At 35.5% G+C, this 20,285-nt stretch carries 18 protein-coding genes; 12 read left to right on the plus strand and 6 right to left on the minus strand.

Features of this window, described 5'->3' with window-relative positions:
- Window positions 1-4: 4 nt before the first annotated feature.
- From manD to GQ593_RS10890, 5 genes are all read left to right on the plus strand, one after another.
- Entirely contained in the window at window positions 5-1,219 is a 1,215-nt protein-coding gene (gene manD / locus GQ593_RS10870) for a D-mannonate dehydratase ManD (protein ID WP_160432040.1), read from the plus strand.
- 219 nt (window positions 1,220-1,438) lie between these two features.
- A complete protein-coding gene (uxaC, locus tag GQ593_RS10875) occupies window positions 1,439-2,842 on the plus strand; it encodes a glucuronate isomerase (RefSeq protein WP_160432041.1) in 1,404 nt (467 codons plus the stop codon).
- Between the two features lie 78 nt (window positions 2,843-2,920).
- The gene (locus GQ593_RS10880) at window positions 2,921-4,417 is read left to right on the plus strand and encodes an MFS transporter (RefSeq protein WP_160432057.1); all 1,497 of its coding nucleotides are present in this window, start codon (window positions 2,921-2,923) and stop codon (window positions 4,415-4,417) included.
- A 24-nt stretch (window positions 4,418-4,441) separates the two neighbouring features.
- The gene (locus GQ593_RS10885; protein ID WP_160432042.1) at window positions 4,442-5,923 is read left to right on the plus strand and encodes a mannitol dehydrogenase family protein; all 1,482 of its coding nucleotides are present in this window, start codon (window positions 4,442-4,444) and stop codon (window positions 5,921-5,923) included.
- Between the two features lie 204 nt (window positions 5,924-6,127).
- Window positions 6,128-6,811: a GntR family transcriptional regulator gene (locus GQ593_RS10890; protein ID WP_160432043.1), complete on the plus strand. Its 684-nt coding sequence runs from the start codon at window positions 6,128-6,130 to the stop codon at window positions 6,809-6,811.
- An 83-nt stretch (window positions 6,812-6,894) separates the two neighbouring features.
- Here GQ593_RS10890 and GQ593_RS10895 read toward each other — a convergent pair whose 3' ends face one another.
- Window positions 6,895-7,491, minus strand: coding sequence for a CHAP domain-containing protein (locus tag GQ593_RS10895; protein WP_160432044.1), 597 nt, complete (start codon window positions 7,489-7,491; stop codon window positions 6,895-6,897).
- Between the two features lie 274 nt (window positions 7,492-7,765).
- Here GQ593_RS10895 and yccX point away from each other — a divergent pair, with 274 nt between their 5' ends.
- The 5 genes from yccX (at window position 7,766) to GQ593_RS10920 (ending at window position 11,377) form a co-directional block, all read left to right on the plus strand.
- On the plus strand, window positions 7,766-8,044 hold the full coding sequence (yccX, locus tag GQ593_RS10900; protein WP_160432045.1) for an acylphosphatase: 279 nt from the start codon (window positions 7,766-7,768) through the stop codon (window positions 8,042-8,044).
- An 81-nt stretch (window positions 8,045-8,125) separates the two neighbouring features.
- Entirely contained in the window at window positions 8,126-8,689 is a 564-nt protein-coding gene (gene lptC, locus GQ593_RS10905) for an LPS export ABC transporter periplasmic protein LptC (RefSeq protein WP_160432046.1), read from the plus strand.
- Between the two features lie 3 nt (window positions 8,690-8,692).
- On the plus strand, window positions 8,693-9,235 hold the full coding sequence (gene lptA / locus GQ593_RS10910) for a lipopolysaccharide transport periplasmic protein LptA (protein WP_160432047.1): 543 nt from the start codon (window positions 8,693-8,695) through the stop codon (window positions 9,233-9,235).
- A gap of 1 nt (window position 9,236) precedes the next feature.
- The gene (gene lptB / locus GQ593_RS10915; RefSeq protein WP_160432048.1) at window positions 9,237-9,962 is read left to right on the plus strand and encodes an LPS export ABC transporter ATP-binding protein; all 726 of its coding nucleotides are present in this window, start codon (window positions 9,237-9,239) and stop codon (window positions 9,960-9,962) included.
- Window positions 9,962-11,377, plus strand: coding sequence for an RNA polymerase factor sigma-54 (locus GQ593_RS10920; RefSeq protein WP_160432058.1), 1,416 nt, complete (start codon window positions 9,962-9,964; stop codon window positions 11,375-11,377). The genes lptB and GQ593_RS10920 overlap by 1 nt, the downstream gene beginning before the upstream one ends.
- Before the next feature lie 30 nt (window positions 11,378-11,407).
- Here the strand turns inward: GQ593_RS10920 and GQ593_RS10925 are convergent, their stop codons facing one another.
- From GQ593_RS10925 to leuA, 5 genes are all read right to left on the minus strand, one after another.
- Window positions 11,408-12,172 carry a class I SAM-dependent methyltransferase gene (locus tag GQ593_RS10925; protein WP_160432049.1) on the minus strand — a complete coding sequence of 255 codons (765 nt, stop codon included), beginning with the start codon at window positions 12,170-12,172 and terminating at the stop codon, window positions 11,408-11,410.
- Between the two features lie 46 nt (window positions 12,173-12,218).
- The gene (leuD, locus tag GQ593_RS10930) at window positions 12,219-12,821 is read right to left on the minus strand and encodes a 3-isopropylmalate dehydratase small subunit (RefSeq protein WP_160432050.1); all 603 of its coding nucleotides are present in this window, start codon (window positions 12,819-12,821) and stop codon (window positions 12,219-12,221) included.
- 11 nt (window positions 12,822-12,832) lie between these two features.
- Window positions 12,833-14,233 carry a 3-isopropylmalate dehydratase large subunit gene (gene leuC / locus GQ593_RS10935; RefSeq protein ID WP_160432051.1) on the minus strand — a complete coding sequence of 467 codons (1,401 nt, stop codon included), beginning with the start codon at window positions 14,231-14,233 and terminating at the stop codon, window positions 12,833-12,835.
- A gap of 86 nt (window positions 14,234-14,319) precedes the next feature.
- A complete protein-coding gene (leuB, locus tag GQ593_RS10940; RefSeq protein WP_160432052.1) occupies window positions 14,320-15,399 on the minus strand; it encodes a 3-isopropylmalate dehydrogenase in 1,080 nt (359 codons plus the stop codon).
- A 68-nt stretch (window positions 15,400-15,467) separates the two neighbouring features.
- Window positions 15,468-17,015, minus strand: coding sequence for a 2-isopropylmalate synthase (gene leuA / locus GQ593_RS10945; RefSeq protein ID WP_160432053.1), 1,548 nt, complete (start codon window positions 17,013-17,015; stop codon window positions 15,468-15,470).
- Window positions 17,016-17,453: 438 nt separating this feature from the next.
- Between leuA and nfsB the strand changes: the two genes are divergently transcribed.
- On the plus strand, window positions 17,454-18,098 hold the full coding sequence (nfsB, locus tag GQ593_RS10950; protein WP_160432054.1) for an oxygen-insensitive NAD(P)H nitroreductase: 645 nt from the start codon (window positions 17,454-17,456) through the stop codon (window positions 18,096-18,098).
- Window positions 18,099-18,600: 502 nt separating this feature from the next.
- Window positions 18,601-20,139 (plus strand): hypothetical protein, encoded by a 1,539-nt coding sequence (locus tag GQ593_RS10955; RefSeq protein ID WP_160432055.1) that lies wholly within the window; start codon window positions 18,601-18,603, stop codon window positions 20,137-20,139.
- The last annotated feature ends 146 nt before the right edge of the window (window positions 20,140-20,285 follow it).

Below are 20,285 nucleotides of genomic sequence, written 5' to 3' on the forward strand. Positions count from 1 at the left end.
TTAAATGAAAATTGTAAAAGCAGATGTTTTTGTATGCAGTCCAGGAAGAAATTTTGTCACTTTAAAAATAACCACTGATGAAGGCATTTATGGTGTTGGTGATGCAACACTTAATGGACGTGAATTGGCCGTAGCTTCTTATCTTAAAGATCATCTGTGCCCTCAACTCATTGGGCGCGATCCGCATCAAATAGAAGACATCTTCCAATATTTCTATAAAGGCGCCTACTGGCGTCGTGGTCCTGTGACTATGTCGGCTATTTCTGCTATTGATATGGCACTGTGGGATATTAAAGGCAAATTAGCCAACATGCCTCTTTACCAGCTATTAGGTGGCGCATCTCGCACAGGCGTTATGGTTTACTGTCATACCACTGGTGCAAGCATTGACGAAGCATTAGATGACTATGCTAAACATAAGGAAATGGGGTTTAAAGCAATTCGAGTGCAATGTGGTATACCAGGAATGAAGACCACCTATGGTCAAAGTAAAGGGAAAAACCTAGCTTACGAACCCGCCACGCGTGGAAATTACCCAGAAGAACAATGTTGGGCAACAGAGAAATACCTCGATTTTATGCCTAAATTGTTTGATGCCGTACGAAATAAATTTGGTTTTAATGAGCATTTACTACATGACATGCATCACCGTTTAACACCAATCGAAGCGGCTCGTTTTGGGAAAAGTATAGAAGATTACAGGCTGTTTTGGATGGAAGATCCAACGCCTGCTGAAAATCAAGAATGTTTCCGATTAATACGTCAACACACAGTCACCCCAATTGCAGTTGGTGAAGTGTTTAATAGCATATGGGATTGCAAACAACTTATTCAAGAGCAATTGATAGATTACATTCGAACTACAATTACCCATGCAGGCGGCATTACCCATATGCGCCGTATTGCTGATTTTGCTGCACTTTATCAAGTAAGAACAGGATCGCACGGACCATCTGATTTATCCCCAATTTGCCATGCAGCTGCACTGCATTTTGATATGTGGGTACCTAATTTTGGTGTGCAAGAATTTATGGGTTATTCAGAGCAAATGCTGGAAGTTTTTTCACCAAACTGGACTTTTAATGATGGCTATATGCACCCAAGCGATAAACCAGGTCTTGGTATCGATTTTGATGAAAAACTTGCCGAGAAATATCCATACAACCCAGCTTACTTACCGATTGCTCGTTTAGAAGATGGCACGTTGTGGAATTGGTAATAGAGGAAAGCCTTTTTGTTAACCACAAAAATAAATTTGTGATAAGTGGTGAATATCACCTTCGTATGTATAACAAACAAAATTATCAGGAAGATAAAACAATATCTATTAAGACTTAAGTCTTAATAGATATAGCAGTTCTAGTCCAGATATAAATATATTGTTTTTATTATATATATTTAAAAGCAATATTATTTACGTAAAAAGAGGTAATAATAAATGGCTTTTATTCATGAGAATTTTCTTTTAAATAGTAAAGTTGCGCAAAAACTATACCATGAGTTTGCTGAAGATCTACCAATCATTGATTACCATTGTCATTTGGAACCACAAGAAATTATGGAAAATAAGAGTTTTGATTCCATTTATGATTTGTGGTTATCGGGAGATCATTATAAATGGAGAGCAATGAGAGCTAATGGTGTTGATGAGGCTTTAATTACAGGCGATGCTTCACCGCTAGAAAAGTTCAAGGCATGGAGTGAAACCCTTGAAAACACAATTGGAAATCCGTTGTTTCATTGGAGTCACCTCGAGTTAGCTAAATATTTTGGTATAACAAACACATTGAATGGAAAAAATTACAATGAAATATGGGAAAAGTGTAATGATATCTTAAAAAATAAAAATTATACAACTCAAAAATTAATTAATTTATCGAATGTTGAAGTAATTTGTACTACTGATTCTCCTTTAGATTGCTTGAAATATCACAGTGAAATAATTAAACAGGATAATTTTAAAACAAAAGTATTGCCAACATTTAGACCAGATGAAGCTTTGGATTCTGATGGTGATAAATTTATTTCATTTGTAAAACAACTTGAAGAAATCACCTTAGTTAAAATAAATAATTTTAATGATTATTTAATTGCTTTAGAAAACAGAGTTGAATATTTTCATCAAAAGAATTGTCGATTATCTGATCATGGATTAATGGATATTGAATTTTATCCAAGCGATCTTGAAACTCAGAACATATTATTTGAGAAAAAAATGAATAATATTGCTTTGAATAAGATAGAAAAAATTCAATATAAATCAGCAGTATTAATAGCATTAGCTGGATTTTATTCTAAAAGAAATTGGGCTATGCAAATTCATTTTGGTGTCATCCGTAACAACAATCAAATTATGCTCAAGAAAGTTGGTGTAAATGCTGGATTTGATTCCATTTATGATCAACAAAATCTGGCTGTTAATTTAAATAATTTATTAAATAAAATGAATGAATTAAATTCATTGCCTAAAACTATTATTTATAATTTAAATCCTAGTGTTAATGATGTGGTTGCATCCACAATTGCAAATTTTCAAAATTCTGGATTGGTTAAATCTAACATGCAGTATGGCGCAGGGTGGTGGTTTAGCGACACAAAAAGAGGAATGCTAAGACAGCTGACTACTCTTGCTGATCATGGTTTATTAATGAATTTTGTAGGGATGTTGACCGATTCAAGAAGCTTTATTTCTTATACCCGTCATGAATATTTCCGTCGAATTTTATGTAATTTAATTGGAAAATGGGTCACAGATGGGGAAATACCAGATGATTATCAATTGCTTGAAAAACTTATAACAGGCATTTGCTATAAGAACGCACTCTCATATTTCGAATTTTGAGCATAAAGACAAATAGTAATATTTAGTTTTATGAGAGACATAATATTTGGCTTATGAATTGAGGAACAAAGAATGGATATGAATAAAAAAAGGAAAGTAACTCTTCCTATTGCTATTGGTTATGGTTTAACAGACATAATGGGTGGTGGAGCTTTCACAATTATTGGTGCGTGGTTATTATTTTTCTATACTACTTTTGTTGGGTTAACTCCACTGGAAGCAGCATCAATTGTGGCTATAGCTAGAATTGTTGATGCTATAGTAAGTTTATTTATGGGGAGTTTTACCGATCATTTTTACAAGTATAAATTGGGACAAAAATTCGGGCGTAGACGATTTTTCTTATTAATTGGCTCTCCGTTGATGTTGCTTTATGTACTATTATGGGTAGTCGGTATGAATTTTTGGTTCTACCTTGCGGCATATTTGGTGTTCGAAATTGTAGCAGCAATAGTCCTTATCCCATGGGAAACCCTGCCATCAGAAATGACTAAAGACTATAATGATCGAACTAAATTATCAACAGGAAGAATGTTTCTTTCTGCGTGTGGTACTTTTTTAGCAACCTTTGTGCCTGGTATTTTGATCAATTATTTTGGTGAAAATAATTCCTATGCGTATTTTATTAATGGTTTATTATTTGCGGTGATATTTGCTATATGTGTATTTATTTCTTATAAAGCCACTTGGGAAAGGGAACCAACAGCTGAGATGTTAATAGAGCTACAAAAAGCACCTACAAAAAAAACCTTTTCAGAAAAATTAAGGATCTTTAAAAAATTAATTTCTGAATATCTTTCCACTTTCAACATAAAAGCATTTCGTCGCCACTTAGCTATTTATTTACTTTCATTTACAGCTAAAGATGTATTTAATACAGTATTTGTCTTTTTTTGTGTATATTGTTTGGTTGTTCCTTCATCTTTAGCTGCTGCTTTACTCTCACTAAGTATTATTGGTTTACCAATAACATTAATTGCAGGATTTGCGATGGTCAAATATGGCCCAGGTAAGTTATATACATTTTCTTATTCAACAATGATTCTATGTATCATTGGTTTTTATTACGTTTATATGTTTAATCCTGAATCTAAAATCTTACTTCTTTATATTTTGGCAATTTGTTATCAGGCTGGACGCTGTATTCTTGAATTTACTCCTTGGAACGTATTCCCTTTTATTCCTGATGTTGATGAAATTTTAACCAGACAAAGAAGGGAAGGATTATATGCTGCTGTAATGACTTTTGGTAGAAAAACAACTGTTGCTATTGCTACATTTGTTGTTGGTCTGATCTTACAAAAAGGTGGATTTGTTCAGGGGAGCATTGTTCAAAGCGAGCAAGCAATTACAACAATAGGATTATTATTTTTATGTGGAACTGCAGGACTTTTATTTATTGCTTTAATCTTTGCGCTTACATTTAAACTTAATAAAAAAACTCATACTATTTTAGTTAATGAGATCGAGAGACTAAAAGATAATGGTTTAAAAGAAGACGTGACAGATGAAACTAGAAACGTAGTTGAAGATTTAACAGGTCATAAATACGAAAATGTGTGGCGAACAGTTTAATAATTTACTTTAATGGACAATATAATGAAATTATCAAATCAAACTTTATCACAACTACCTGAAAAGGTAGTTGTACCAAACTATGATAGAAATAAGCTTAAAACTAAAATAGTTCATCTTGGTTTTGGTGCTTTTCATCGTGCTCATCAAGCTGTTTTTACTGACATTTTGGCAACAAAATATGGAAGCGATTGGGGATATTGTGAAGTTAATTTAATCGGCGGTGAAAAACAAATTGAAGATTTAAAGCAGCAAGATTACCTATTTAGTGTGTGTGAAATGGCTTATGATAATTGGAATTCGCGCGTTGTCGGGGTTGCCAAAGAGGCATTACATGCTGATATTGATGGTATTGCAAAAATATTAGAAGTTATGACACGCCCTGAAATCGCTATCATTTCAATAACTGTTACTGAAAAGGGATATTGTTATTTACCGTCAACGGCATCAATTGATCTAAATAACCCGCTGATTAAACACGATATTGAAAATGCAGCTAAACCGAAAACTGTTCCGGGTCTGATCGTTGAGGCATTACGTTTACGTAAAGAAAAAGGTTTAAAACCGTTTACGGTAATGTCCTGTGATAATATGCCAGAAAATGGTCATGTGACACGTAATGTTGTTTTGGCGTTAGCCAAACAACGTGATCCAAGTTTGGCTAGTTGGATCGACCAAAATGTGACATTCCCATCAACAATGGTTGACCGAATTGTACCTGCCGTGACACCTGAAACCATGGAAAAAATCCAAAAACAACTGGGTGGTATTGAAGATCCGGCGGGCGTTGCCGGTGAGCCATTTAAGCAATGGGTTATTGAAGATAACTTTGTTGCTGGCAGACCCGAGTGGCAAAAAGCCGGTGCTGAACTTGTTAGTGATGTCTTGCCTTATGAAGAGATGAAGCTACGTATGTTAAATGGTAGTCACTCGTTTTTAGCTTATTTAGGCTATTTAGCAGGTTATTTACATATTGATGAATGCATGCAAGATCCTAATTATGTGAAAGCTGCAAGACATTTGATGATAAATGAACAAGCAAGCACATTACGAGTAAAAGGAGTTGATTTACAGGCTTATGCTGATTCGTTGCTTGATCGTTATCGCAATACAGGTTTAAAACATCGTACTTGGCAAATAGCCATGGATGGTACTTTAAAATTACCCCAACGTATGCTCGATTCAGTCCGTTTTCATTTAGCGAATAACACACCTTTTGATTGCCTAGCTTTAGGTATTGCAGCTTGGATGAGATATGTAAGTGGGACTGATGATGCTGGTAAGATGATTGAGATAAGTGATCCAATTGCTGATAAGTTGAAAGAACTAGTAGCAAACAGCCAAGATAATCAAGAACGGGTAAAATTGCTATTGTCATTATCACATGTATTTGGTGATGATCTACCTAACAATAAATGTTTTGTTGAACAGGTAACTAAAGCTTATTTAGCTTTGCGGGATACTGGCGCTAAAAAGTCAGTTGAACAATTAGCAGAAAGTTTTTAAAGTTTTTTTAAACATTACTAACACAACTAACATAATTAATAAAAACAAAGTGTAATTGCTAGACATAGCATTACACTTTTCATTTCAATTTAAATTTAGTGCAAGTAACCTTTCTATAATTATGTCTATTTATCAAAAAAACTTTTCTTATATTTAAAAATCCCCTACTATTCTGCATAATTTAATTTTCACATAAGATGATATATGTTTAAATCTGCCGACTTAAATATTTCAGAACCCGTTAATCAACAAATTTACCGTAAATTAAGAAAAGCGATTATTACTTGTCAGGTATTGCCTGGTGTTTTACTGTCAGAAAAAGAGATTTCTAGTCAATTTAGTGTTTCAAGGCAACCGGTTAGAGAAGCGTTCATTAAATTAGCTGAAGCGGGACTTGTGCAAATTCTTCCACAACGAGGAACATTTGTTACAAAAATATCGATTAAGAAAGTTATTGATGGTCAATTTATCCGAGATGCTGTTGAGTGTGCAATTATCAAACAAGTAGCACTAAGGATTAGTGAGGCCGATATTTTATTGCTGCAAAAAAATCTTGATGAACAAAAACAAGCTAATAAACATAAGAATATTCATTATTTTCTTGAAAAAGATGATGAATTTCATCAAATTTTAATGAATGTGATAGACTGCCAAATGGCTTGGGAAAGTGTCGAGAACATTAAAGCAATGATGGATCGAGTCAGATTTCTTTCATTAGAACAGATTTCTCCGCCAGAGGATCTTGTTAAACAACATGAAAAAATTCTGATAGCTTTAAAAAATCATGATCCCGAGCTTGCTGCTATAGCTCAACATGAACATTTATCGGCTATTTTAGAAACAATAAAAATAGTGTCTAAGCAGAAAAATGAATGGTTTGTTGATTAGTATTTATTAAAGCTATGGATTGTTCTTTTTGGTGTATATAAATATGTCGTTTATCTTTTTTATAACTTGATTTATTTGAATGATTATTTATTTTTACGCAAATAGCCTAAAGCGCCAGCAATCTCTATTGTCCATATTCCATTTTTAAAAATTAAAGGAAACGTTGCTCGACTGCTTGCATTAGGTCCTGGGTTTTGTTGCACTATTTCAATTTCGGTATTAGTTACTTTACTGATAATAGCTACATGCCCATAGCTAGACCAATTAAGGACAATAATATCATCCACCTGCGGTTTAGTAGGTGAGCCATTATGAAATTGTAATAAATTGCGTTGACGATTTATTTTTCCATCAGCAATTGATGGGTCAAAAAAATCTTTAGCATGGCCATAGCTATTTGGCATTTTATGATTAAAACGCTGATAATAATAGCGTTTAATAAATTCAACACATTGATATTTCTGGCCTAAGTTATAGCCGTCTTGCGTGACATTTCTTCCACTTACATTATAAATGCTACCATTATAATAGACTTTCACCCCATTAAATTCATCAACGACCTTGCCAATTTTTTGTTTATCAATTTCAACATTGGCAAAAGCACACGAATAAAGTGTATAGTAGCTTAATATTGATAATCGCCAAAATAAGAATAGGCTTTTTTTATGGCTCCATAGCATTTTTTATTTCCTTTGTTTTTATAATCTATTATTAAATCTAATGGTTATTCTATTAAGAAAATAAATAAAATCTAATAATAACAAATTTATAGTAATATTATCACGTTATCTTATATTAAACTTACTAGTGTGATATTTATGAGTAAAATAGCGTCTATTTTTTGGATAGGTTAGTGACTGATGATGGTAAATGATTATTCTCTGCTTACAATCTGAATAATCCTATTCATCATTACGATAACTATGTTTGAGTTAGTAATAGCGGGGTTGTAGGATGATTAAGAAAGTTAAAATAAATGTGAGTGGACGAGTACAAGGCGTTGGATTTCGTTTTTTTACTTATCAGCAAGCCCAAAAGCTAGGATTAGTTGGTTATGTTCGCAATTTAGAGAATGGCGATGTTGAAATTATTGCTCAAGGTGACGGCTTACAAATAGCCAAATTAACAAAATGGATTGAAAATGGTGGGCCTGCCTCGTCGCGTATTTCACATATAAATATTTGTGAATTATTGCCACAAAATGATTTAACTTCTTTTAATGTTCGATATTAATTTAATAAAAAATAAAGTAAAATAATTAAAATTTTGGACATTCGAAATAATAATTTCTAATTAATGTGAATAACGTATGTTATGAATAAAAAAAATCTAATCTGTTTTTTACTGCTCATTGTTGTTATCGGTGTTTATTACAATTATCAGAAAGGAGATGGGGCAGTAAGCCAATCTACTCAAGATGTATCAGATAAACCGATTTATCAAAGTGATAACATGTTAACAGATATTTATGACTTATCAGGGGAACTTGTGTATAAAATTGAGTCGAGTAATGTTAGGCATTATGATAATTCAGGTAATACTGAATTTGATTTGCCCAGTTTTACCATTTATGATCAACAACATATAGCTATATGGCATATTAAGGCGAAGCAAGCGACGCTAACGAGCGATAAACTTTTGTATCTTTATCATGATGTGCAATTAGATAATTTGACACAAGAATCCCAATTAAAACAAGTAAAAACAGATAATGCTGCAGTAGATTTAACTTCACAGTTAGTTACATCAAAAGATCCCGTCATCATTAATGGAGTGGGGTTTTATTCCACTGGTATTGGTTTAGCAGGCGATTTACATGCAAAAACGGCTAACATACTTGAAAATGTAAAAACATATTATAACACTGAGGCAAAATAAAACATGAGTTCGCTAAAACAAGTTGTTTGTTCATTAATTTTATTGCTACCTATCTCTTTAAGTAGTTTTGCAAATGGGCCGACTACGCAACCTGCAGATCCCAAGATGTTTGCCGATAATAAACCCATTGCAATTGATGCCGATAATCAACAGATTGATATTGAAAATAATACTATTACATTTATTGGCAATGTGGTCATTGTGCAAGAAGGATTAACCATAAAAGCGGATAAAGTGGTTGTCACTGAAATGCAAAATACAGAAAAACAAAAAATTACAGCTTATGGTAATCCAGTGAATTATAAGCAAATCTTGCCGAAAAACAATAAGGTTGTCACAGGGCACTCTTCACAAGTAATTTACAATGTAAAACAAAATAATATTGTGTTACAAGGGAAGGCAGAGTTATTTCAACAAGACAATCATATTGTAAGTGAAATGATTATTTATGATGTCAAAAAACAGCAAATATTTGCGCAGCCAGGTAAGAATAGGCGAGTTAAAAGCACTATCATCCCAAACCAAGTTAAAGAGATGAGCAAATAAAATGTCAATTTTAAAAGCGGAAAATCTAGCTAAAGTATACAAAAAACGCCGTGTAGTTGAAGATGTCAGTTTAACCGTTAATTCTGGCGAAATCGTTGGGTTATTAGGACCAAATGGTGCAGGTAAAACCACCACTTTTTACATGGTGGTTGGTATTGTGACCTTAAATGCGGGTAAAATTTACCTTGATGATCATGATATCAGCATTTTACCTCTACACGAACGAGCACAAAAAGGCATCGGCTATTTACCGCAAGAGGCCTCTATTTTTAGAAAATTGTCTGTTATTGATAACATTATGGCAATTTTAGAAACGCGCAAAGATATTGATAAAAATGAAAAAATTGATCGCGCTGAAGAGTTACTTGAAGAGTTCCATATTACGCATATTCGTGACAGTATAGGGCAATCTTTATCCGGTGGTGAAAGACGCCGAGTTGAAATTGCTCGCGCATTAGCAGCTAATCCTAAATTTATTTTACTTGATGAACCTTTTGCGGGCGTTGACCCGATTTCAGTAATAGATATCAAAAGTATTATTAAACATCTACGTGATCGAGGACTAGGCGTATTAATAACTGATCATAATGTGCGTGAAACGTTAGATGTTTGTGAGCGTGCTTATATTGTTAATAAAGGTCATTTAATTGCTGAAGGTTCGCCTAATGATATTTTAAGTAACGAATATGTAAAACGCGTTTACTTAGGAAACGAGTTCAGGCTATGATAAAACCTAGTTTACAACTGAAAGTATCTCAACAATTATCTATGACGCCACAATTACAATTGGCGATTCGATTACTACAGTTGTCAACTTTAGAACTTCAACAAGAGATTCAAACCGAGCTTGAAAATAACCCATTGCTTGAAGTGGCTGATCAATATCACGAAATTGATGTAGAACAAAAATTTCAAGATGAAAATATCGATACCCGCGAAGCCTTAGATAGCCGAGAAATACCTGAATCTATTCCATTAGATGCCTCATTAGATGATATCTATACCGCAGGAACCCCCTCTGGTACTCATTCTGATTATCGTAATGATGAATTGCCTATCTATCAAGGTGAAACTCACGAAACGTTACATGATTATTTAAGATGGCAACTTGAGTTAACGCCTTTTAGTGATACTGACAGGGCGATAGCGGTGTCGATTATTGAAGCGATTGATGAGCAGGGGTATCTAACGGTTTCTCTCGATGAAATTTTGGAAGAGCAGGGTAATGACGAAATTGAACTGAACGAAGTTGAAACTGTTTTAAAGCGTATTTGGCATTTTGATCCAATTGGCGTTGGAGCCAGATCGTTACAAGAGTGTTTGTCTATCCAAATTCAACATTTAACCTATCCATTACTAGTTAAACCAATTATTGATAACTACTTAGATTTATTAGCGACTCGAGATTATAGAACTTTAAAAAAAGTATTAAATGCTAGTGATGAGCAGTTAAAAGAAGCAGTCAATTTTATTCAACATCTACAGCCATACCCAGGTGATTCAGTCAATACTACACCGCCAGATTATGTGATCCCTGATGTTGTAGTAAAAAAATTGAATGGAAACTGGATTGTTGATTTGAATAATGACAATATGCCACGCTTACGCATTAATAAGCAATACGCCGCAATGGAAAAGATAGCAAATGAAAGTGATAGCCAGTATATTCGATCACATTTGCAAAATGCGAATTGGTTTATTAAAAGTATTGAAAACCGTAATGAAACATTACTTAAAGTAAGTCAATTTATTGTTGAGCATCAGCAAGCATTTTTTGAACACGGCACTGAATACATGAAACCAATGATTTTGTCTGATGTTGCAACAGCAATTGACATGCACGAATCAACGATTTCCCGTGTAACAACACAGAAATATTTACAATGCCCTACAGGAATATTTGAGTTAAAATTCTTTTTTTCTAGCCATGTAAACACAGAATCAGGTGGCGAAGCCTCGTCGACGGCTATTCGTGCTTTAATTAAAAAATATATATTGGCAGAAGATCGCAAAAAACCATTAAGTGATAGTAAATTGGTCGCAATACTTGAAGAGCAAGGTATAATTATTGCCCGTCGAACCGTAGCAAAATACCGTGAAGCCTTATTAATTCCGCCATCAAGTCAACGAAAACAGCTTTAAAGATAAAGCTGTTTATAAAAACTGATTATTTTAAATGACTTTTTCAGTTTCAATAATCATCATATCCGTAGTAAAAGAACCATCTGCTTGAAGTTCAAAATAATTTTTTGTATCGTCAGCTGCCGTTTCTTGGTAAATGCGTATTGCCTCAATTAACTGTTCAGGGGTACGCATTCGTTTAACCCATGTATCAAAAGAGAGCGTTAAACGGTGGCGGGCTATATTATTAATGACAAAACCTGCTTCAGTTAAAAAGGTTAACCACTCACCGGGGGTATAGTCGCGAACGTGTGATGTATCACGCAAAGCTTCAACAGTTTGTAGCCAAATATCTAATACAGGATGACCAGGTGAAACAACATCCATAATAATTAATTTACCACCAGCTTTGGTTATGCGATGGATCTGTCGAATACTTTTGCCCACATCATGCCAGTGATGTGCTGAATAGCGGCTGACAACAATATCAAATTGATTATCAGCAAAAGGTGGATATTCAGCATAACCTTGCTTAACGGTTATATTTTGTAAACCGCGCTCTTTCGCTGTTTGCGCTACAACCGATAACATTTCATTTGAAAGGTCATAGGCTGTAACATGTTTAACATATTTTGCTGCAATAAAACTGACATGACCTGCGCCACATCCCATATCAAGTAGACTTGCCGCGGAATGTGGTATAAGTAGGTTAGATAAATATTCAAGATCAGGCCCTTGAGCATGTACTTTACTGGTTAAATAAGCATTGGCTTGTTCGCCAAACTGCTGTTTAACATTGTCATGATGTGTTGCCATTGTTGATTCTCATTATTGGGCGCAAATAAGCGCCCAAAAGTTAAAGTTAAGCTAAAAATGAAGGGATTTTTTGTTCAAAGTCGCTAATTGCTTCTTCATGTTGTAAGGTTAAGCCAATATTATCTAACCCATTTAACAAGCAATGACGTTTAAAAGCATCAATTTTAAATGTATATTGCTTGTCGCCAGCAATAACAACTTCCTTGACTAAATCAATGGTAAACTCGATGCCTTCATTGGCTTCGACAATTTTAAACAGCTCATCGACATCTTCTTCGGATAAATTAACCAATAGTAACTGATTGTTAAATGAGTTATTATAAAAGATATCGGCAAAGCTTGAACCAATAATAGTTTTAAAACCATAATCAGCTAATGCCCAAGGGGCATGTTCACGAGAAGAACCACATCCAAAATTTTCACGTGCTAATAAAATGCTGGCACCTTTATAGCGGGGTTTATTCAAGACAAATTCAGGATTAGGCTGCTCGCCAGCATCATCTAAAAAACGCCATTCATGAAAGGCATGTTTACCAAATCCAGTACGTGTTACTTTCTGTAAAAACTGTTTTGGAATGATTGCATCTGTATCAACATTAGCCGCGTCCAAAGGAACAACCAATCCGGTGTGTTTTGTAAATTTAGCCATGACAAGTCTCCTTAAAACGGTTTGCGAATATCAGTAAAATGACCAGTAATAGCCGCTGCAGCTGCCATAGCAGGGCTGACTAAATGGGTTCTGGCATCCCGCCCTTGGCGACCTTCAAAATTACGATTACTGGTTGATGCGCAGCGATCCCCAGGTGCTAATTTATCGTCATTCATTGCAAGGCACATTGAACAGCCCGGTAACCGCCATTCAAAACCAGCGTCGATAAAAATTTTATCTAATCCTTCGGCTTCGGCTTGTTCTTTGACAGGACCTGATCCTGGCACGACTAATGCTTGTACACCTTCTGCCACTTTACGACCTTTAGCCATTTGCGCTGCTGCGCGTAAATCTTCAATTCGCGAATTTGTACATGAGCCAATAAACACTTTATTGATTTTAATATCTGTCATTTTGGTGCCAGCGGTTAATCCCATATAAGTTAATGCGCGTTCTGCTGAATGTTTCTCGATAGGATCAGTAAAACAATCAGGATTGGGTACTGTTGCGTCAATCGACGTGACTTGACCCGGATTTGTTCCCCAAGTGACTTGAGGTGCAATATCTTTACCTTCAAGTGTGACCACGGTATCAAACTGCGCACCGTCATCGGTTTTTAGGGTTTTCCAATAGGCAACAGCTTTTTCAAAATTTTCGCCCTTTGGCGAAAACTGACGACCTTTCAAGTACTCAAAAGTCACTTCATCTGGCGCAATAATACCAGCTTTAGCTCCCATCTCGATTGCCATATTGCATAATGTCATGCGTCCTTCCATTGATAATGATTTAATGGCATCACCACAAAATTCAACTACATGCCCAGTACCACCAGCACTGGTGGTTTTACCGATAATCGCTAATATAATATCTTTGGCAGTGATTCCTTCAGCTACTTGACCTTTGACCTCGATTTTCATGGTTTTAGCTCGACCTTGTTTTAAAGTTTGGGTGGCTAATACATGCTCAACTTCAGAGGTGCCAATTCCAAATGCGAGTGCACCAAATGCGCCATGTGTTGCGGTATGTGAATCACCACACACAATAGTCATACCGGGTAAAGTCATACCTTGTTCAGGGCCGACCACATGGACAATACCACGTAATGGGCTTTGTAAATCATATAACGAAACACCAAACTCTTTGGCATTTTTTGCCAGTTCAGTTAATTGAATGCGAGCCATTTCGCTACAAGCATTTAAATCATTACTTTTGGTTGAAGTATTATGATCCATGGTCGCAAAAGTTTTATGAGGCTGACGAACCTTACGATTCATTGCTCGCAAACCATCAAATGCTTGTGGAGAGGTGACTTCATGCACTAAATGACGATCAATATATAAAATAGGTGTTTCGTTTGGTGCTTCATAAACGACATGTGCATCATATAATTTTTGATACAGTGTTTTTGACATTGCATATTCCTTATTATTTTTACAACAAGTACTAACGACTTGGTTTATCGCATTATTTTATTTACGGTTATAATCAAACCATGCGGTTAAATCAACTTACAAATAATATCTCCCATTTCATCGGTCGATACTGGCTGTTCTTTTTGGGCTAGATCAATAGTACGATAGCCTTGCTCTAATGCTTTATTTACGGCTGTTTCGATAGCTGAGGCAATATCATCCCTTTTTAAGCTATAACGGACTAGCAATGCTAAAGATAGAATTTGTGCTGCTGGATTGGCAATGTTTTTACCAGCAATATCTGGTGCACTACCGCCTGCAGGTTCGTATAACCCAAAACCTTGTTCGTTAAGGCTGGCAGATGGTAACATCCCCATAGAGCCTGTTATCATAGCGCATTCATCAGACAAGATATCACCAAATAAATTTGAACATAAAATCACATCAAACTGTGAAGGATCTTTAACTAATTGCATAGTGGCATTATCGATATACATATGCTCAAGAGCAACATCTGGATAGTTTTTAGCGACTTCACTCACCACTTCACGCCATAAAATTGAGGTTTGTAATACATTAGCTTTATCTATTGATGTCACTTTCTTACGGCGTAAACGAGCGGCTTCAAAGCCCATTTTTGCGATGCGTTCTATTTCGAAACGGTGATACACTTCAGTATCAAAAGCCTTTTCTTGCGCACCACTTCCTTCTCGTCCTTTTGGTAGACCAAAATAGATACCGCCAGTTAATTCGCGCATACATAAAATATCAAAACCACGCTCAGCAATATCGGCGCGTAATGGGCAAAGATCTTCTAATCCTTGATATAAGCGGGCAGGGCGCATATTAGCAAACAGTTTGAAATGTTTGCGTAATGGCAATAACGCACCGCGTTCAGGTTGTTGGTCGGGTGGTAAGTGAGTCCATTTTGGTCCGCCCACTGAGCCAAATAAAATAGCATCCGCTTTTTCACATCCTTCTAGTGTTTCTTTCGGTAATGGACAGCCATGAATATCAATTGCTGCACCACCGACATCATATTCGCTAGTAGTAATAGAAAGTTGATATTTTTGGCGGATAACATCCAATACTTTATAGGCTTGTTTCATCACTTCAGGGCCAATGCCATCGCCAGGCAGTACTGCAATATGGTAGTTTTGTGACATTTTTTATTCCTTTATAATCTTATTTAATCTTCTTATTTTGCTGTTAAACGAGCAAAACAAATAATTTTTTAATCTTGGTGTAATTTTTGTTTTTCTTGGGCAACTTGATTTGCTCTATACACATTATTTAATACATTAATTAATGCCAACGCCGATGAGTGAACAATATCGGTTGCAAGCCCAACACCATGAAATTTACGCCCCTTATATTCGGCAACAATATCCACTTGCCCTAACGCGTTTTCACCTTGTCCTTTAGAAGCTAATTGGTATTTGACAATCGAAATCGGCTCGCCAGTAATCCGATTTATGGCTTGGTAAACCGCATCGACAGGACCATTACCTGTTGCTGCATCGGAATACTTTTTATCGCCAATTAATAAACTGACTGAAGCAGTTGAAACCACTGTTGAACCTGACTGAACATTAAAATAATCCATAACATAATGTTCTTTTTCGTCTTTCAATTGGTTGATGAAGATTAATGCTTCTAAATCATAATCAAACACTTGACCTTTTTTATCAGCTAGTTCTAAAAAAGCCTCATAGACTTGATCTAAGTTATAATCTTTATCGTGATAACCCAGCTCTTCTAAACGATGTTTAACCGCGGCGCGTCCAGAGCGAGAGGTTAAATTTAATTGAATTTGATTTAAGCCGATTGATTCTGGGGTCATAATCTCGTAAGTTTCACGATTTTTTAAAACCCCATCTTGATGAATCCCTGACGAGTGAGCAAAAGCATTACTACCAATAATTGCTTTATTGCCTGGAATTGGCATGTTAGTAATTTGGCTGACAATTTGGCTTGTACGATAAATCTCTTGATGATTGATATTGGTATGAACATTTAAAATATTTTGGCGAACTTTGATTGCCATAATCACTTCTTCAAGTGCGGTATTACCTGCACGTTCGCCTAAACCATTCATCGCCCCTTCAATTTGCCGAGCGCCTTCTTGAACCGCGCTAATCGAGTTAGCCACTGACATGCCCAAGTCATCATGGCAATGAACAGAGATAATCGCTTGATCAATGTTCGGGACACGTTCAAATAAGGTATGAATAATGCCACCAAATTGATAAGGGACAGTATAACCGACAGTATCCGGAATATTGATCGTTCTTGCCCCGGCTTTAATTGCCGCCTCAACGATCCGACATAAGTTATCAATTGGGGTACGACCTGCATCTTCACAAGAAAACTCCACATCATTAGTATAATTACGTGCACGTTTAATACAGTGCACAGCCCGTTCAATGACATCATCAAATGTCATTTTTAATTTATCTTTAACATGCAAGGTTGATGTTGCCATAAAAGTATGAATTCGAAATTGATCAGCAACTTTTAATGCCTCGGCAGCAACATCAATATCTTTATCAACACAACGAGATAAAGCACAAACACGGCTATCTTTAATGGTTTTAGCAATCGTTTGTACAGATTCAAAATCACCGGGTGATGATACAGGAAAGCCAACTTCCATCACATCGACTCGCATTCGCTCCAGTGCAAGCGCTATTTGTAACTTTTCTTTAACACTTAAACTTGCTTGTAATGCTTGTTCGCCATCACGTAACGTTGTGTCAAAAATAATGACTTGATCGCTCATTGTTTTTCCTTTTATATATTTTAGCGCTATTACGGTATTTCAAGTTAAGAAAACAAAAAACCCGCACTGTAGCGCGGGTTCTTGTAATTTGTTGATTTGTTTATTTAACTACTTCTTTTACTCCACACACAAGCTATCCGCGCAAGTTGATGCGAGGAGGAGGCTGAGGTCGAGTGATAAATAGTTAACAAACATAAAAATCTCTATTTTGATTGTAATTAATACAGACTAAAACTGATGATATTTTTACCAAATGATATTAGTGGTGTCAATGATTATTTGCAGCCAATCTTAATATATTCTATTTTTATTAAAACAAAGTACCTAATACTAAATTAAGTATTACTTCACTATTTGACAAATCTATTAAAATAATAAGTTGAGACATAATGAAACCGAATTATAATAATGAAAAGAATAACTCACGAGGGTCTAACAATGAACATAGTTGATATTTCTCAAAAACGCTATACTACCAAACATTATGATCCAACCAAAAAAATCCCAGCCGATCAGATTGAACAATTATTGACAGTTTTAAAAAACAGTCCATCATCGGTTAATTCACAGCCATGGCATTTTTATGTTATTGATAGTGATGCGTCAAAAAATAAAATTTTACCCGCTATACTCGAATTTAATCAACCAAGAGTGACTGGCGCTTCGCACACTATTGTCTTTTGTATTAAAACGCCAATAGATGAAGCTCATTTAGTCAACCTGCTTAATCAAGAAGAGAAAGACGGTCGATACCCTTCAGCCGATCTTAAACAAGCGCAAGATCAAGGTCGTCGACACTTTGTAAAGCTCAATAGCACAACCATTGAATCGCAACAATGTTGGGAAAGTAAGCAAGTTTATCTGGCATTAGGGCAACTGCTTTTTGCAGCAGCGGCAATTGGTATTGATTCAACGGCTATTGAAGGATATGACGCCCAAAAAATGGACGAGATCTTAGATCTGAAAAGCAAAGGACTTAAAAGTATTATTGTTGCCACATTAGGCTATCGAGCCGAAAATGACGGCAATGCGTATCGACCAAAATCACGCTTACCAAAAGAACAAATTTTCACATTTTTATAATATAACTTGAAATATCCTCCGTCTGAATTGAGCTATATGCAGAGGATATTTTTTGATTGATTTCAGTTAACTATTCTATCCAGTTTGTAGATCATTGGGTTATAACTATATTTATGTTCATATTTCATAGTTAATTATCAGTGTTAATAAATGCCAATTTTTGATACTGGATTTTTTTACTAATTTTTGAAAATTAAGTTTGGTTATTAGCATTTAAGGTATTGTTCTTTTTATCTAAACTTGTTTCGATAACCACCGTAAAAGTGTTTTACAAATCTTAAGAAAGCAGTCATTTTTTTACTTTAAAGTCGCATTATATTTTGATTATAATTAGTCTTGTATTTTTGTCAGTAGTTGCAGGTTAAATGCTATCAATTTTAAAAGTCATTTTTTATTGATAGCCAAAACATTGTTAGTGATTTGAAAAACAGGTAGTTAGGTGTTTTTAATATGGAAAACACCTAACTAAGCAAAAAATTAACGAATAATGAGTAAATATGCTATGACAAAACCAACAATCCCTCATCTTGGTCAACTAAATCATTTAATGTTAAAAATTGTGGGGCATTATGCATTGCAATTAATTTGTGTGTTATTGTTAGAGTTGATGATAGTAAACCATGCGCTTGCCTTATCCGCAAACACAACAGCAGTGATTCAAGGCAGTGCGCCTTATTTCACTTTTGATGGCGGTAGAACTAAAGTGACAAATAGTCAAGGACTATTAGGCATAACACTATCAGATGGTCGCCAGTATGTTGCACCAGGCAGTCCATCAGGGCTATATCCTAATGGGATAGAAAACACCTCAAATGTGGAAAATCCAATAGTATTACCTGATGGAATCACAACCTTTGCTAGCATTAAAACGTCAGTTCCCTTAGTCAGTGATGGTAATAACAGTTATCCAAATATTGCTTTAAACAATCTAGCTAATTCATATGGCTATTGGGCGGATGATGATGGCGATGAAAATGTGCGTGCTACAGGTAATTTAACCGTGGTATGGCAGGATAAAAATGGAATAGACATTACAAGCCAAATCAAAAGTAATCAAATACAAACATTAGATCCGTGTGACGCCCCTTATAAGCTAGAAATCAAGGCAACGAGTGGTCAACTATCTACTTTGTACGGTATACCCAATATAACTCGCTTTAGTAAAGAAGCAACATCATATTATATCAGTTCTAAAATAGATAGGCCTTATGTTTGTTATGCACAGCCGAATATACTTTATAGCTGGGGAGAGACAAAGGATCCAAGTTGGGTTGATAACAAGGGATTTAAGGTGGCCAGTATTAGTAACCTTGCTGACAATTTTCCCTCAACGGGGTCAAATGGGTTGCATTTTTATTTGTTATTAGCAGGCATTACTCCAGAGCAAGTCATCGCAGCAAATGGCACAACCGTTTTTGCAGAAAGTGGCGGAAACACGGTAAACTTATCCCTCACAGCAGAACAAAAATCTACTTTTCTTGCTCGCCCTCAAGTGGCATTAAAGATTTTATTAAATGGACCAAACAAAGATTCAAGCAATACAAAGTTTACCCCCTCAGAATTTAAGCTGTATGCTGATAGTGAGCATAACCAGTTACTTTATCACTTTAAAATCGAACGCTGGTATGTTATTAAGCCTGGTTTTGCTGGTGGTTATGATAGTGCTAAAGTATTTTGTAATAGTCTTGGTAATGGTTATCGAATTCCAGGTGTTGAAGACTATACTAATGCGAATGGGTATCGTTGGAGAGATGGCGCCCCTGGAGTAGGTTCTTATTATCGTCGGCAAATGAGTTATAAAAATGGTAACAAATGGGTAGGAGGTTTATTGAATGAATGGGGAAAATTAGATTCGGCTGATAAAAAGGATTATCCCGCTGCGATAGACTGGAAAAATAGTGGAGGTCCATGGGGATACGACATATATTGGGCATTCCAATTTTCCGGCATCGGAGAATACTACGATGTTAACAGCGATGGCTATATAGGAAGCAATTACGAATCAACGACAACCCACAGGGTAGTGTGTGTCGCACCTTAAAAGATAGTGAGCAATGAGTAGTATAGCGCTATAAAATAATCATTAAAAGCCGTGATGGGTAACTAGGGCGTGTTGATCTTTCGTGATTATTTTTTAGACGGCATGATGTGAGTTATAATAATTCTGCAAAAAACAACCATAACTCG

The organism is Gilliamella sp. Pas-s25, from assembly GCF_009795885.1.
GTDB lineage: Bacteria > Pseudomonadota > Gammaproteobacteria > Enterobacterales > Orbaceae > Gilliamella.

Excerpts from the sequence above, each read along its gene's own strand:
- GQ593_RS10890 (WP_160432043.1), top strand. The coding sequence starts at position 6,128 with ATGTTTAAATCTGCCGACTTAAATATTTCAGAACCCGTTAATCAACAA.
- lptB (WP_160432048.1), top strand. The coding sequence starts at position 9,237 with ATGTCAATTTTAAAAGCGGAAAATCTAGCTAAAGTATACAAAAAACGC.
- lptC (WP_160432046.1), top strand. The coding sequence starts at position 8,126 with ATGAATAAAAAAAATCTAATCTGTTTTTTACTGCTCATTGTTGTTATC.
- leuC (WP_160432051.1), bottom strand. The coding sequence starts at position 14,233 with ATGTCAAAAACACTGTATCAAAAATTATATGATGCACATGTCGTTTAT.
- leuA (WP_160432053.1), bottom strand. The coding sequence starts at position 17,015 with ATGAGCGATCAAGTCATTATTTTTGACACAACGTTACGTGATGGCGAA.
- leuD (WP_160432050.1), bottom strand. The coding sequence starts at position 12,821 with ATGGCTAAATTTACAAAACACACCGGATTGGTTGTTCCTTTGGACGCG.
- uxaC (WP_160432041.1), top strand. The coding sequence starts at position 1,439 with ATGGCTTTTATTCATGAGAATTTTCTTTTAAATAGTAAAGTTGCGCAA.
- GQ593_RS10885 (WP_160432042.1), top strand. The coding sequence starts at position 4,442 with ATGAAATTATCAAATCAAACTTTATCACAACTACCTGAAAAGGTAGTT.
- GQ593_RS10895 (WP_160432044.1), bottom strand. The coding sequence starts at position 7,491 with ATGCTATGGAGCCATAAAAAAAGCCTATTCTTATTTTGGCGATTATCA.
- GQ593_RS10955 (WP_160432055.1), top strand. The coding sequence starts at position 18,601 with ATGACAAAACCAACAATCCCTCATCTTGGTCAACTAAATCATTTAATG.
- GQ593_RS10925 (WP_160432049.1), bottom strand. The coding sequence starts at position 12,172 with ATGGCAACACATCATGACAATGTTAAACAGCAGTTTGGCGAACAAGCC.
- GQ593_RS10880 (WP_160432057.1), top strand. The coding sequence starts at position 2,921 with ATGAATAAAAAAAGGAAAGTAACTCTTCCTATTGCTATTGGTTATGGT.
- nfsB (WP_160432054.1), top strand. The coding sequence starts at position 17,454 with ATGAACATAGTTGATATTTCTCAAAAACGCTATACTACCAAACATTAT.
- lptA (WP_160432047.1), top strand. The coding sequence starts at position 8,693 with ATGAGTTCGCTAAAACAAGTTGTTTGTTCATTAATTTTATTGCTACCT.
- yccX (WP_160432045.1), top strand. The coding sequence starts at position 7,766 with ATGATTAAGAAAGTTAAAATAAATGTGAGTGGACGAGTACAAGGCGTT.
- manD (WP_160432040.1), top strand. The coding sequence starts at position 5 with ATGAAAATTGTAAAAGCAGATGTTTTTGTATGCAGTCCAGGAAGAAAT.
- leuB (WP_160432052.1), bottom strand. The coding sequence starts at position 15,399 with ATGTCACAAAACTACCATATTGCAGTACTGCCTGGCGATGGCATTGGC.